Source organism: Wolbachia endosymbiont of Litomosoides sigmodontis, assembly GCF_013365435.1.
Lineage (GTDB): Bacteria > Pseudomonadota > Alphaproteobacteria > Rickettsiales > Anaplasmataceae > Wolbachia.
The window spans coordinates 840341-855799 of sequence record NZ_CP046577.1 but is presented as its reverse complement, the minus strand read 5'-3'; the positions used below and the strand labels follow the sequence as shown (position 1 = coordinate 855799).

At 32.5% G+C, this 15459-nt stretch carries 10 protein-coding genes, 1 tRNA gene and 1 pseudogene; 3 read left to right on the top strand and 9 right to left on the bottom strand.

Annotated elements, in window-relative coordinates; all coding sequences use genetic code 11:
* Position 1: 1 nt before the first annotated feature.
* Positions 2-1564, bottom strand: a complete 1563-nt coding sequence (gene nusA, locus GOY07_RS03450) for a transcription termination factor NusA (protein ID WP_175838258.1) — start codon at positions 1562-1564, stop codon at positions 2-4.
* 319 nt (positions 1565-1883) lie between these two features.
* Positions 1884-2875 (bottom strand): annotated as a pseudogene (locus GOY07_RS03445) (transposase).
* Between the two features lie 169 nt (positions 2876-3044).
* Here GOY07_RS03445 and virB9 point away from each other — a divergent pair.
* Positions 3045-3830 (top strand): P-type conjugative transfer protein VirB9, encoded by a 786-nt coding sequence (gene virB9, locus GOY07_RS03440; protein ID WP_175838257.1) that lies wholly within the window; start codon positions 3045-3047, stop codon positions 3828-3830.
* On the opposite strand, the gene GOY07_RS03435 is transcribed toward virB9, so the two are convergent.
* The 3 genes from GOY07_RS03435 to nuoE are packed head-to-tail and all read right to left on the bottom strand — an operon-like array spanning position 3831 to position 7151.
* A complete protein-coding gene (locus GOY07_RS03435; RefSeq protein WP_175838255.1) occupies positions 3831-5381 on the bottom strand; it encodes a proton-conducting transporter transmembrane domain-containing protein in 1551 nt (516 codons plus the stop codon).
* A gap of 57 nt (positions 5382-5438) precedes the next feature.
* Entirely contained in the window at positions 5439-6650 is a 1212-nt protein-coding gene (gene tgt, locus GOY07_RS03430) for a tRNA guanosine(34) transglycosylase Tgt (protein ID WP_175838254.1), read from the bottom strand.
* Entirely contained in the window at positions 6651-7151 is a 501-nt protein-coding gene (gene nuoE, locus GOY07_RS03425; RefSeq protein ID WP_175838236.1) for an NADH-quinone oxidoreductase subunit NuoE, read from the bottom strand.
* A 1232-nt stretch (positions 7152-8383) separates the two neighbouring features.
* Here nuoE and tsaD point away from each other — a divergent pair.
* A complete protein-coding gene (gene tsaD, locus GOY07_RS03420; protein ID WP_175838234.1) occupies positions 8384-9391 on the top strand; it encodes a tRNA (adenosine(37)-N6)-threonylcarbamoyltransferase complex transferase subunit TsaD in 1008 nt (335 codons plus the stop codon).
* A 186-nt stretch (positions 9392-9577) separates the two neighbouring features.
* Positions 9578-11284 (top strand): type I secretion system permease/ATPase, encoded by a 1707-nt coding sequence (locus GOY07_RS03415; protein WP_175838547.1) that lies wholly within the window; start codon positions 9578-9580, stop codon positions 11282-11284.
* A gap of 1114 nt (positions 11285-12398) precedes the next feature.
* On the opposite strand, the gene dapA is transcribed toward GOY07_RS03415, so the two are convergent.
* From dapA to GOY07_RS03395, 4 genes are all read right to left on the bottom strand, one after another.
* Positions 12399-13301 carry a 4-hydroxy-tetrahydrodipicolinate synthase gene (gene dapA / locus GOY07_RS03410; protein ID WP_175838232.1) on the bottom strand — a complete coding sequence of 301 codons (903 nt, stop codon included), beginning with the start codon at positions 13299-13301 and terminating at the stop codon, positions 12399-12401.
* 9 nt (positions 13302-13310) lie between these two features.
* Positions 13311-13793: a single-stranded DNA-binding protein gene (gene ssb, locus GOY07_RS03405; RefSeq protein ID WP_175838230.1), complete on the bottom strand. Its 483-nt coding sequence runs from the start codon at positions 13791-13793 to the stop codon at positions 13311-13313.
* 762 nt (positions 13794-14555) lie between these two features.
* Positions 14556-14629 (bottom strand) — tRNA-Arg (locus GOY07_RS03400).
* Between the two features lie 12 nt (positions 14630-14641).
* Entirely contained in the window at positions 14642-15457 is an 816-nt protein-coding gene (locus tag GOY07_RS03395; protein ID WP_175838228.1) for a hypothetical protein, read from the bottom strand.
* Between the last annotated feature and the right edge of the window lie 2 nt (positions 15458-15459).

Sequence of the window (15459 nt, the reverse complement as noted above, 5' to 3'; positions counted from 1 at the left end):
GTTATATTACACCAAGCTTCTTGCGTGCTTTCATAATCATTGAGTCCACCTTGTCTTTTAAATTTTCTTTATCACTCGCTGAAGAAGAAAGTATACTATAAAGTTCATAATTTGACAAGTCTGCTATATTTTCTAAAGTTTTAATACCATGTTCTCTGAGAGCAATCTTATCATCTGTCGATAAAGGTAAATTAATTACATCATCTTCCATACCTAAGCTTTTTAACTCTTCTATTTTTCTGTCGTTTTCTGCTTTTAGATATTTGTTTGCCCTGTTATGCAGTTCATTTGCAATATCTTCGTTAAAGCCTTCTATTGAAGCAAGCTCTTTAATGGAAGCATTCGATATATCCTCTACATTTGCAAAGCCTTCTGTGACTAATAATTGGCCCATAATCTCCTCTAAGTTTAAAGCTTCAGCGAATAGGGCTGAACACTGACTAAGCTCTCTACTGCGCCTTTCCGACTCTTGCTGAGTGCTTAGTATCTCAATCTTCCACCCAACAAGCTCAGAAGCTAATCTTACATTCTGGCCCTTTTTTCCTATCGCTAAACTCAATTGGTCTTCAGCGACTATTAGTTCTACGCAATTCTTATTTTCATCAATAATAACCTTCGATACTTCTGCAGGAGTGATTGCTTTAATAACAAATTGGCCTAAGTCTGAAGAATAATGTATGATATCAATTTTTTCACCATTTAATTCGTGTATGATGGTTTTTATTCTCTCTCCCTTAATTCCAACACATGCGCCTACTGGATCAATGTTTTTATCGGGAGAGAAAACAGCGACTTTGGACCTTGAACCAGCATCTCTAGCTATACCCTTAACTATCACTAATCCATCAGCAATCTCCGGTATCTCCTGATTTAGTAATGCCTCTAAAAAACCTTCATTTGCCCGAGAGAGAATAATTTGGCGTCCATCATCAGAACGCTTAACAATTTGTATGTAAGCTTTAATCTTATCACCTTCGTGAAAGGATTCACCACCGATTAAGTTTCGCAATGGAAGGTATGCCTTAGTACCATTCATGTCTATAATTAGATCTGAATATTCTACTTGTTTGACAATACCATATCTTATTTCTCCTACCTTATCCTTGAAGGCTTCATATTGCTTTTTTAACTCTTCATATTTAATTACTTGAGTGATTCTTTGCTGAGCAATCCTTGCTGAGGCAAGATCAGTATTAAGAGAGAGCAATTCATTAATAGTGTCTCCAACTTTTGCATCTTTTTTTATTAATTTGGCTTGTGTAAGCGTAATTGACTCATATCCGGTATTCTCTTCTCTATTTAATTCATCATCAATGACCTTTAATTCTCTGTATGAAATAACTTCGCCTGTGCTTCTATCTATATTAACCACGACTTTACTTTTGTTACCGTACTTTTGATGTGCCACTGCTTTTATAGCACTTTCTAATGCCTTCATTATAACTTCAAAATCCAGACCTTTTTGAAGTGAAATCTCCCCTGCTGTCTTTATTATATCAAGACTTCCTACTAAATTATTTTTGTCACTTTTCTGTTTAACATTTCTTTTGCGATTAGCAATCATACAAACAAACCCTATATAATTAGTTATAACTATAGCTTCAGCAAACAAGGGACGCTATTCTCAATAGTAAATAATTACTGATTTAAGTCAAGTTTTTTCATATCTTTATATTACAAGTAATATTGAGTTAAAGCCGTTGTAGCTAATATTCCATCTGCTATTAGTCATAAAATCTTAACTCAGCACTGACTTGATGAGGCGTTATATGCGGGCTTTGTAAAGCAAAAAAAATCGATATTTAACTTAGTGATCATTGATATCGGTATAAGGACTGTGCTTGTAATGGTAAGCAATATTAGTCTAATACTAATTCTCATTGTTAATGAATCAAATAAGTGACATTGCAGGGTTGTTTAATTATAGAGTGAGAAGAGGGGTAATAAATTTGTACAAAACGCTATCAAGCAAAGCAACTATGTTATAGACTTTACTACGTGAAATGTTCTATTTTTACATACAATTAAAGTCTCTCAATAAGATTGAACTCAGGTGAGTATGTGTTAGGTATATAATCTTGGTATTTTTAAATACCTTTAAATTTTTTGACTTATGCTAATTAGCACAATTTATGACAAGAAAGGCTTTTCATATTCTTAAATATTGCAACTTTCGTTAAAGAAATATATTCATATAATCAGTGTTGATGTTCAATGCAAATAAGCTAGAATTCTCTCCATTTCTAGGATTAATTGCCGCTGTAGAGATAAAAATTTTATCTATCCAATTTTACTTTAACCTGTGTTCTAACACCTTTCAAAACTATCCATATTCAACTTTTAAATGTGTGCTAAATCGCAATTCATCAAAGGGAAATAGCCTTTTGTTCATGGCGATTACCAAAATAGTCTCATTAGTTTTTTCAACTCTTCCTGTTTATCTTAATCTTGTTTATTGTAAATTGATTTTAGCCGATATAGGGAAGTTTCATTTTTGCATATGACTATAGACTTGCTGATATTAAAGCCAAATTTTTTCTAGATTCTTATTCTCATTTCTTTAATGGTAATATTAGGATCTTCTTATATCTATACTTCAGCTTGTCCAAATTGACTTTGATTTAATCTAGTTTTCTACAACCATGAGGAGAGAATAAACAACTTTACTTTTCTTTCAAATTTTAGGTGCTTTATTCATACAGCTAATTCTATTCTTGAAATGCAGCATATTCCTTACTATGGCTATTATACTGCTTTTTTACTGTAATTGCAGCGTTAGTTTTTTTGTAACATATGCGTTGTTTTGCACTCTCTTCAACGCTTCTTTTGCTAATTCCATGACTTTTTTATCCAGTAATTTTGATTTTAATGCCATTAAACCTTGCTATTTTGCTTACTTTAGCATGGCTTCTTTTTCATTATTGTCTGTCCTCTCTTTGATAGAGTGAAAATTGGTATAAGTAGCAAGTAAGAGCTGATGCCTTAACAGTTGCAGTTTGTGTTTCTCAATGATAAAATGAGGATTAGTATATATTTTTAATGTTATGGTTAGTTTATTGTTTGCTATACTGTTATTTTTTTGTAGTGGTGATGTATTTGCAAAACAGGAGCCACGTTCAATAGCTGCAGACAGTCACATAAAGGTAATAAACTATAATCCACAGGCTATACATAAATACACTGGTTTTTATGGTTACCAATCCAGTATATTGTTTGAAGCAGGTGAAATAATACAAAATCTTTCAATGGGTGATTCAACTGGTTGGCAGCTTGTTCCTCAAGGTAATAGGTTGTTTATCAAGCCTGTAGATGATATTGCTGATACTAACGCAACTGTAATTACTAATAAAAGAGTCTATTACTTCGAACTTCATGCTGAGGAAGCAACTGGGTTGGATGATCCAAGATTAGCTTACGAAGTAAGATTTCTTTATCCACTATTCAGCAATGGTGAAATTTACACGACCAATAATGGTGATATCCTTGAACAGGCTAATCCCACTACTATTCCCGACATAAATGATATTGAGATTATAAAGAAGGGCATAAATTTTAATTATTCCATCTCACATGTTAAGGGCAGCCAGTCAATAATACCAACTAAAGCTTTTGATGATGGGAGATTTACATATTTGCAATTTAATAAGGTAAATTCTAATTTTCCAGCGGTTTTTATAGTTGATTCTTCTGGGCATGAATCTTTAGTAAATTTTCGTACAGTAGATGATTATCTTATAATTGAAAGAATAGGTTCAGTATTTACCTTGAGAAATGGGTCAGGTACAGTTTGTTTATTTAATGAAAATATGCCTTTTATAAAGGGTAAATGACTAATATAGACTCAAATGTGCATCTGTTTTAGCACAAAGTGGTAAAATAAATGGTGTCACAAGGAGGAAAATAACAAAAATACACATCGCGGTGATAATTGGTGGTAAAATTAGAAAGATTGGTGTTTTTTTAATAAAAAAATTCTTAGGAGATTGTGAGAAAAAAGCGTTGTAAATTATTGGCAAAAAGTACATAGCATTAAGTATAGTACTTATAATTAATACTAGAGTGACAAATATAGAAAGCGTTATACTGCCAGAGTTAAAAACAACTTGAAAAATGAGAAACTTACCCCAGAAGGTTGGGGCAGGTGGCACTCCTATCATAGATAATGCACCTATAGCAAATGCTACCATGGTAATTGGCATACTTCTTCCTATGCCATGAATTCTATTTATATGTTCTTCACCTGTTTTTGTTATTATACTACCTGCAATAAAAAATAAAGTGATTTTTGCAAATGCATGACAAACTAACTGAAAAATTGCTACTCTTGCGCCAAGCTCGCTAAAAATTGAAGCAAATAGTATAATATATGACAATTGAGAAATAGTAGAGTAAGCAAGCAATTTTTTTAATTCTTTCTGCTCTAATGCAATGAATGAAGCAGCAATGATGGTAAATCCTGCAACATACGGTAGCCATCCTCCAGCGAACCAATTTTGTTGTGTAAAGCGCTGCAGGTTGTCGATACCGAAAGTGTATAATATGGCTTTTATAATGATGAAAACCCCAGATTTTACGACAGCAACAGCATGTAGCAATGCACTTACAGGAGTTGGTGCAACCATTGCTCTTGGTAACCAAAAATGCATTGGCATTAATGCAGCTTTGCTCAAGCCATAAATTAGCATAGCAAAACACACTGCAGTAAAGGTAATGAGTGAGGTATCAAATTTAAATATTCCACCGCTTACAAAATCCAAAGTATGAAATTTATTATACAAGAGACCGAGAACTGGAAAAAATAATACTAAGGAAGAAAAGAACAACACACCAAAATAATAACGTCCAGCTATTGTTGATTCATTTGTTGCGTTATAAGTAACAAGAGGATAAGTGCTGATAGTCAAGAGCTCATAAAAGACAAACGTAGTAAGCAAGTCGCCAGAAAAAGCGATAAACATCGTGCAGCTGATTGATACCAAAAGAAAACATAAAAAATTTGAATAGTTACTGTCAGGGTAATTGTTCTGCATATAATATATTGCGTATATGCTAGTTAATATCCATAAAAATGATATTAATAAACTAAACACTACTCCAGTAGATTCTAGCTTTAAACTAATATGCAAACCTTTACCAAAATCCATGAGAATAAACTGAGAATAATCGCCATATGCCCAATATAAAGTGCATAAACATGTATATGTAAATAAAAGTATAGAAGAAGCAACAGTAATGCCATTACTTACCTTAGGCCATTTACCAATAAAGAGAATAATTACTGCGTTTAAAAACGGAATCAATGCAGTAATTAACAAATAATTTTTAGTAATAAAAAATGGTAAAGAAAGAGATGCTAAAATATAGTCTACTAAATAATTCATCTTTACTACTTAGATAAAGCTTGAATTATACTCAAATCATAAAAAACTGCTATGTTTTTATACTTCATAGTTAATTAACTGTGTTTCACTAACCCAATTACTTTTTTCTTGGTCTAGCTTATCATCTAATATTGCTTGTCTTATTGACTTCATCAGTTTATTCATAAAGAAAACATTGTGGATGGTAACGAGAGTATAGGCTAGCAGTTCTTTAGCTTTCAATAAATGATGTATATAAGCTCTCGAGTGTTTTCTGCAAGTAAAACATAAACAGTCGCTCTCAATTGGATTATTGTCTAATTCAAATTGTTGATTTCGCAAATTAATATACTCTTTGCATCTTGAAGAAATTGAATTTCTATTTTTTATCTTAATAAGCGCGCTACCATGTCTTGCCAAGCGGGTCGGATGTACGCAATCAAATGTATCAATTCCAAGTTCTACTGTACGAAAAATATCTATAATCCCACCAATACCAAGCAAATGAGTTGGCCTGTCTTTTTTTAAGTATTCCATAGTAAAGGAAACTACATCATACATCTGTTCCTTACTGTGACCAAGTGATCCACCTATTGCTTGACCAAAAAATGGTAAATTGTTAATAAAGCTACAACTTTCTCTACGCAAATCTTGATACACTCCACCTTGGCTAATTCCATACAGTGCTTGTTTGCCAGCATCATCTCTTCTAAATTCATTTAAAGAACGTTCAGCCCACTTGCAGCTCATGAGCATTGACCTTTGTGTATATTCTTTACTAACGTGAAATGGGGTGCATTCATCTAAAACTAGGATTAAATCTGCACCTAATTTCTGTTGAATTTGTATAGACCTCTCAGGAGTTAAATAATAGGTTTTACCATTAATGTAAGAACGAAAAATTGCCCCATCTTCATCAATTTTAATCAGAGTTTTTTGTTTTTTTCCTATTCCCTTCACCTCCTCAAAAACTGATCCATGTCCTAAACTAAATGTCTGGTATCCACCTGAGTCAGTTAGCATTGGCCCATTCCATCCCATCATCTTGTGTAAACCACCGAGTTTTGCAACAGTATTTTCTCCTGGTTGAAGCATTAGATGATAGGTGTTAGAAAGTATTATTTGAGTACCTGCTTCACTGATCCTTTCGATATCTGCAGCTTTAATTGCAGCTTTTGTTGCGCAAAATATAAACGCTGGTGTTTCTATGTTTCCGCTTGGAGTTTTAATTATTCCAGTTCTTGCATAAGCTGATTGTTTAATTATCTTGAATGCGAAATCTTCTTTCATCTATTTATTGGAAAGTTCTGCTATAATATTTTCTACTTTTTTAGGAGTAAGGTTTTCATAAAAATCGTTGTTAACCTGCACAACAGGAGCATTGATACACGCACCAAGGCATTCAACTTCTTTTAGAGTAAACAGATTATCCTTAGTAGTCTCACCTACGTTAATTTTAAGTTTCTTTTTAAGGGTATTTAAAATTTCTTCACTACTGCATAACCAGCAAGGAGTTGTCCTGCAAACTTGTATTAGATATTTACCCACCTGTTTTAAATTATATATGGTATAAAAATTTGCTACTTCATATGCACGAATATGTGGAATATGCAGCATGTCAGCAACGTAGCGCATAGCTGATTCAGGTACCCATCCACATTGCTCTTGAACGAGATATAATAAAGGCATAACTGCACTGCCTTCCTTACCTTTTGGGTATACCTTTATAATTTTTTTTGCTTTCTTAAGGTTTCCTGACGTAAAACTAAACTGCTCTTCTTTTTTTTTCATTTGTAAAGCTCATGTAAATTTCAACAGATTATACTTAAAGAGCTCACAATTGCAATTGCTGGTTTTTTGAGAAACAGCGTCCTATTATCTGTAAGAGTGATATTAATTATTTATTTAATTTATAAACTCTTTATTTCTATTCGTTTCCTGTATTTCATTTTAAGATCATGATTCTACTTATACTAATTTTTATTGTTGGTGAGTTAAATAAGTGACATGGTAGAGTTGTTTAATTGCGGAATGAGAAAGAGTGGTAATAAATTTGCACAAAGTACTCTCAAGCAAAGCGATTGTATTATAGGCTTTATTACGCAAAGTGTTAGTTTTGTATATAACTAAAGTCTCTCAATAAGATTAAGCTTCGGTAAATATGGTATTAAGTATATAATCTTGGTATTTTTCGGTACTTTTAAACTTTTAACTTATGCTAATATCATAATCTATGATAAAAAAGCGCCTCGTATTCTTAAATATTACAACCCTTATTGAGGAAATATATTCATAGAATCAGTGTTGATATTTAGTATAAATACACTAGAACTCTCTATATTTCCAGGATTAATTGCACTGTAGAGATAAAAATTTTTATCTACCTAATTTTACTTTAATCTATATTCTAACGCCCTTTTAAAATCACTCATGTCCAACTTTTGAATGTTGTACTAAATCACGATCCATCAAAAATGAATAATTCTTATTCAGGATATTTACCAATAATCTCATTAAGTTTTTTAAAATTCTTTCCTATTATCTACCTTTATCTTGTTCATTATGAATTGCTTTTGGCATAATACACGAAAATTATTTTTTGCATATTACGGTGTACTGTAGACTTGCTAACATTTAAGCTAAATTTTTCTTAGATTCTTATTTTCAACGATAATATTAAGATTTTTTTTATATCCGTACTTACAACTTATTCAAATTAATTCTGATTTTGCTACTGTTGTTATACAGTGCTTTTTTGCTGCAATTACAGCATTTAATTTTTCGCAACATATGTATTATTTTAGACTTTTTTTCAACATTTTTTTTGCTGATTTCATGACTTTTTTTTGTCTAATAATCTTGGTTTTAAACACCATTTAAACCTTGTTGTTTTACTTACGCAAAGCCTTCCTTTCCGTTATTGTCTATCCGTTCCTTGCACAGTAGAAATTAGTATGGGTAGAACACAGTTAACTTTCATGGTGTTTTAAAGTATAGTTTCAGTAGTACATAACTAGATATAAATGAAAACTATTTTGGCCGTTGAAACAAGCTGTGATGAAACTGCAGTAGCAGTTGTAAATAGTAATAAGCAAGTCCTTGCTCACGAAATTCTTTCTCAAACAGAGCACAAAAAACACGGTGGTGTGATTCCTGAGATAGCGTCACGTGTTCATATGGAGCATCTAGGTAATCTGATAAGAAATGCTATGGAAAAATCTAACCTCAAATTTTGTGATCTGGATGCGACTGCAGCAACATCAGGACCAGGGCTTATAGGTGGATTAATAGTTGGCACAATGATGACCAAAGCAATTGCACACGTGACACAAAAACCATTCATTGCCGTTAATCATCTAGAGGCGCATGCATTGGTTATTAGGTTGCTATATGAGGTCAAATTTCCATTTTTAGTCCTGTTAATATCAGGTGGTCACTGCCAATTTTTAATTGCGCAGAATATAGGTAAATATATTAAACTTGGAGAAACGCTTGATGACTCATTAGGTGAAGCCTTTGATAAGGTTGCTAGAATGTTGGGGTTAAGCTATCCAGGAGGTCCGTTAATTGAGAAGCTAGCTAAAAGAGGCAATGGTACAAGATTTAAGTTCCCAAGGGCGATGAAAAAACGTCCTGGATGCAATTTTTCATTTTCTGGAATCAAGACTGTAGTAAAAAATCTAGTGCGGGAACTTAAAATGAGTGAACAAGACGTGTGTGATATATGTGCTTCATTTCAAGAGTGTATTAGTGAAATATTATTAGATAGAGTTAAAAATGCAGTTATTATGGCTGAATCTTTAAATATTAAGATCAATAACTTTGTGATTACTGGTGGGGTTGCAGCAAATAATTTTCTGAGAAGAAAGTTGAAAGAACACATAAACTTAAATATATTTTTCCCGCCAAGTAACTTATGTACAGATAATGCAGTAATGGTTGGGTGGGCGGGAATTGAAATGTTACAGAAGAATTACATGAATTCCCTCAATTTTGCACCGAGACCAAGATGGGAATTGGGAAGTTGTTAAAAATTTTCAACTTTGTGTTAGGTAACAAAGAAAATATTAATTTTATTTCTTTTTATTATTGTTTATATTTTTTATTTGCATATGTTAATATTTTATTATATTAACTTAAAGTAAGCTAACTACCGTTATTAATATTTTTATAATAAAAATTGTATACGGTGTATGAGTAAAATTGAGAGAGAAATTGTGGAAATTACTCCATCAATAAAAAAAGAATTGAAGCAAAGCGCACTGTATGTCTGCTTAGAAAAATGCAAAAGTACATTTTGGTTTATTTTTTGGTTTAGTTCAGGAATAAATTTGTTAATGTTATTTCTGCCACTTTATACCTCTCAAGTACTTGACCGAGTGATATTAAGCGAAAGTGTATCAACGCTAACTATGCTGACAATTATCACTTTATCCGCATTTGCGTGTTCTGCAATGCTTGAAACTTGCAGATATTTAACTATGGCAAAAGTTGGTGATTGGATTGATAAAACTGTAACACCAGATCTAATAGTAAGGTCAATCAGGCTAACATCAGTGCAGAGCTCAACTTCTAGTGGTGAAGCAATACGAGATCTTGGAGTGATAAAAAATTTTATTACAGGAAATGGAATATTTTCGCTATTTGACACTCCATGGTCTTTAATTTACCTTATTGTAATCTTTATGATACATCCTTTCACAGGATTCATAGCTATTACTGGAATTATTATATTAGTCTCTATGGCAGTATGGAATGAGCTTGCTACTAAACGTATATTACAAGAAACCAACGAAGAAACTATACGTAACATCAATGCTATAGACGTTGCAACAAGAAATGCAGAAGTAGTTGAAGCTATGGGTATGTCAGAATCCATAGTCTCTGATTGGTGTAAACGAAATGACCTAAACCGAGCGATGCAAATCAAAGCACAGAATCGTTCTAATGTGATTACTGGTATCACTAAATTTTTACGCTCAACTCTGCAAATATCGGTAATTGGAACAGGTGCATTACTTGCGATTATAGCTCATAAGACTGCTGGTAGTATTATTGCTGCTTCAATTTTAATGGGTAGAGTATTAGCTCCATTTGATGCAGCAATTCATACTTGGAAGTTCTTAAATCAGGCAAGGATGTCATATGGAAGGCTACAAAGACTTATATTAATGTCACCAAAGAGAGAGCAAACCATGGCTCTGCCAGAACCTGCAGGAAAATTGGAATTTGATAGAGTATTTTTTACGCCTTATGGAAGCAACAAACCAACAATAAAGGGTATATCATTTGTAATAGAACCAGGCGATGTAGTTGGTGTTATTGGTGCAAGTGCTTCTGGTAAGTCGACTATAGCAAAGCTAACTGTTGGTGTGTGGAAACCTATATCTGGTGTAGTAAGGCTGGACGGTGCTGATGTATACACTTGGAATCGAGAAAATTTCGGTAATTATGTTGGCTACTTACCTCAAGATATTGAGTTATTTAATACTAGTGTTAAAGCTAATATTGCTCGCATGAGACCAGATCCAAATCCTGAAGAAATAATCAAAGCAGCAAAAGTCACAGGAATACATGAACTAATACTAAGTCTACCAAATGGGTATGATACAACAATAGGGAGTTTTGGAGTAACACTTTCTGGTGGGCAGAAACAGCTACTAGGTCTTGCAAGAGCTTTTTATGGGAATACAAAACTTTTGGTGCTTGATGAGCCAAATGCTAACTTAGATAGTAGTGGAGAGGCATGCTTAATTAATGCAATTAATGTTGCAAGGAAGCAAAATACAACTACCATTATCGTAACTCACAAACTAACGTTATTGTCCGTGGTTGATAAAGTAATACTCATGTCAGACGGTATTATTTACTCTATGGGACCAAAAGATGAGATTTTGAGTAAATTAGAGCTGCTTCATCATTAAGTACTATAAAGATAAGTGTTCTTTGACAAGTAGTTAACAAAAGCAGTATTTGTTACTTTCCTTTACCTTGATAAATCCGCTTATTTACTAATGCATTCATATCTATTTAGTTAGGTGATGTGAGAGATGATGAATAAGAGGTTGTAAAATGGTTTAGCTCTTTTTGTTTTCATGTTGTACTAATTCCCACTATAAAAGGAACATATAGACAAGTGATGCGAAAGGACCAATACTGAAGTAAGTAAAATAGCAAGGTTTAATGGTATTGAAATCAAAATTATTGGTGAAAAAGTCGTAGAATCAACAAAAGAAGTGCAAAATAACGTTCTGTTTGCAAAGAAAATTAAATGCTGTAATTGAAGCAAAAAAAGCACAGTATAATAGCAGTAGCAAAATCAGAATTAATTTGAATAAGTTGTAAGTATGGATACAAAGAAATCTTGATATTATTGTTGAAAATAAGGATATAAGAAAAATTTGGCTTAAATGTCAGCAAGTCTACAGTACACCGTAATATGCAAAAAATAATTTTCGTGTATTATGCCAAAAGCAATTCATAATGAACAAGATAAAAGTAGATAGGGCAGAGTTTCAAAAAAAATTTAATGAGATTATTAGTAAGTATCCTGAATAAGAATTATTTATCTTTGATGAATCGTGATTTGGTGCACGTTCAAAAGTTGGATGTGAGTGATTTAAAAAGGGTATTGAAACATAGGTTAAAGTAAAATTAAGTAGATAAAAATTTTTATCTCTACAGTGCAATTAATCCTGGAAATAGAGAGTTCTAGTGTATTTATACCAAATGTCAACACTGATTCTATGAATGTATTTCCTCAACAAGTGTTGTAATATTTAAGAATACGAGACACTTTTCTTATCATAGATTATGATATCAGCATAAAGAAAAAATTTAAAGGCATCTAAAAATATTGAGATTATATACCTCGTACCATGCTTACCAGAGCTCAATCATATTGAGAAATTTTGATTCTATATAAAATAGAACATTTTACATAATAAAGCTTATAATATTATTGCTTTGCTTGATAGCGTTTTGTGCAAATTTATTACTTCTCTCTTGTGACGCTGTAATCTAGACTGGATCTTATGGTCAAGCTGTGGGACAATAAAAATGGTTAGCTTTTTCTAAATTTAGAATTATTTCAGTTGCTTTTTTTATCTCATCAATAGAAGGTAAGTCTTGTGCACTAAGTGGTAAGCGGACAGTTCTATGTTTTATAAGTCCAATATCATGTAGCAGTGCTTTGGTAGGGATTGGGTTACTAGCAATAAATAAAGCTTTACAAGCTTGTTGCCAGATTTCTGTGTGAATACTCTTGCCATTAAGGCATTGCTTAACATATTCATGCGCTACGTGTGGCCAGACATTAGAAGCAACGGAAACTAGGCCAGCTGTACCATGGGTAGCCATGTCGTGTACCATGTCATCATCTCCACAAAAAACCTTGATATTTGGTGCTACTTTCTTATACTTAATTAAAGTATCAACGGTTCTGCTTGAATCTTTAATAGCCCAAAATTTTTCGTGGCTAGATAAGTTATATACAGTTTCAGTATGAAGGCTTACTCCTGCTCTTGATGGAATGTTATAAAACATAACTGGCACGTGAGCTTTTTCAAGCAGCTTTTCAAACCATAAAGTTTGCCCCATAATACCAGGCTTTGTGTAAATAGGAGTTGTCATTAGGTAGCCATAAATGGGTATATCTTTACAAAAGTTAAGCCATTCAAGAGTTTGATGTAAATTTATTCCAGGTACACCAATTATAATTTTCATGTTTAATTTTAGCTTACATGCAAATTCAACTAATGTGCGTTTTTCAGAATCAATGAGTGATAGACCTTCACCTGTACTACCTAGCAGAACTACACCATTTTTAGCTTTAGCTTGCATTTCTAGCAAGTGCTGTAAACTGCAATAGTCTATACTATCTCCGTTGTAATTAAAGGGAGTGACGCAAGCAGTCCATAAAAATGTAGACAATGGTTTCAATTGCAGTTATTAAAATGGTATTTCATCGTCGATTAACTCTTCTTTTTCCTCATTGTCAAAATTTTCATACTGATTTTTTTGCTCTGTTTCGTCTTGCTTGTATTCATTTGATTTGTAGTCAAAGCTTGGTGCATTATTTCGTGAGTCTAAAAGTGTAAGAGTACCATTAAAATTCTGTAGTACTACTTCTGTTATATATCTTTCACTACCATTTTGGTCAGTCCATTTTCTAGTTTTCAAAGAGCCTTCAATATAAACTTTACTGCCTTTGCGTGCAAAATCTTTTACGACTTTTACTAATCCTTCACTAAAAATTACGATATTGTGCCATTCTGTTTTTTCAGAGCGCATACCAGAGAGTTTGTCAGTCCAACCTTCAGATGTAGCTATTGAAAAATTTGCCATTTCTTTTCCATTTTGCATAGTTCTAATTTCAGGATCCCTCCCTAAATTACCAACTAATATGACTTTATTTACAGTACCGTTAGACATAATTGTGCTTTGAATAAACTCTTTATATTATCTTGTGAAAATGATATTGTCAAATTTAATAAAAAATGCATTACACATCTTACGTTTGAATCATTTTGTGCAAAAAGTAAAAGAAGATGTTTCAGATAAGATCCAATCAGGTCATCTTAAGTGGTAGATTTTAGGAAGAACGAGATGCCGCTGCTATGGGAAAAGCTGCTTAGAGAAAAGGGTATGTGAAACTAAGTCTTATCTTTTGCGTGTAACCCTTATATGCTTTTGAACGTTACATAAAGTGGTTGGCAGTTACTACTGAAGTGCTAGTTAAGATATTAATGTAAATATATCGTGGGGAGGTAAGTAAACTTTAACTAGTATGTGGGAGCTAATACTTAAAAGTATTAGATACTACGATCAATATAAGCAAGCCAGTAAGTTTTTAAAAGCAACAAACACATTGTGAAACTTAGTTTTAAATATGCAAGAACTGATGATTAAAGGTGCAAAAGAATTAGCTAAGCTTACATATTTTACTGTACTTAATCTAAGTATGAACAGAATTTATGACAAAGGATTTAGCTAATGAATAATCTTTGTTGAAAAAACGAATAGAGAAAGAGAAGCGAAGAGGGGCATGCTGAAGTAGTTATAGATCAAGAAAAAGATCTTTCAGGTAGTAAGTTAGTTAAGGTGTAGCTCCAAAATATGATGTATTACTTCATTCTTCATGAAAGTCTTAAGCGCGTTTTATGAAGATAGATTTTTTTCTTGATTAAGTTATAGTGCGCTTGAGGGGATTCGAACCCACGACCTTTACCTCCGGAGGGCAACGCTCTATCCAGCTGAGCTACAAGCGCAAAGCTATTAAATTATTTAATAGATAAGTTATCTAAGTCAAATTTTTGTTTCGGATAAAGTGTAAACATAACATTCCCATGTCCAAGGTATATATTTTTAGAATTATTAGGTTGTTTTTTTGTCATTTTTTGGTTTATAATCCATACAAAAGTTACATAATTTTCGGTTACTGAGTGGACTTTTAAATCTTTAGTATTTGTAAACAGTTTTCTATTTACCCATATTTTCCATGTGTCAGGGGAGAAATATAAAATTGAGTCTAAGTTTACTACCTTACTGTTAAAATTACTTAATATCTCCTCTTTTACAGCTCTTGAGGATCGTAGGTAAAATTTTTCCATTTCACTAACTATTTTATTGACTGATTCCTTATCAAAAAAAATGCTTTTTATATCATTATATCGTAATAAGGTATCAAATTCACTCTCTACTGCTTCCTTTATTATATCGTCACGATTTGTGTAGCTTGCCTTTTGATTGCTTATAAAAAAACATTCCTTTGCACGCTGTTTTGCTATATCGATAAAATCATTGATTTCTTGATTGCTAACTTTGAAAAAGCTTTCAAAATATTTTTTCTCTATCATCATTCCATACTTAGAATGATGACAAACCATCTCATCATTATCCTGTTTTTCTATATATATACATAAATCTTTGCTGTTTAAGCCTAATATTTTATGCTCGATAAAGTCTTCATTATCAATGTATTGTTGACAAGTATATTCTTTGCAAGTTTCTATATTTTCTATAATATCTTTACAATTACAGTATGTGCTAGCATTGAAGAAAAGTAAGGTAAAAGTAAAAAATAGCTTTATTTTCATTA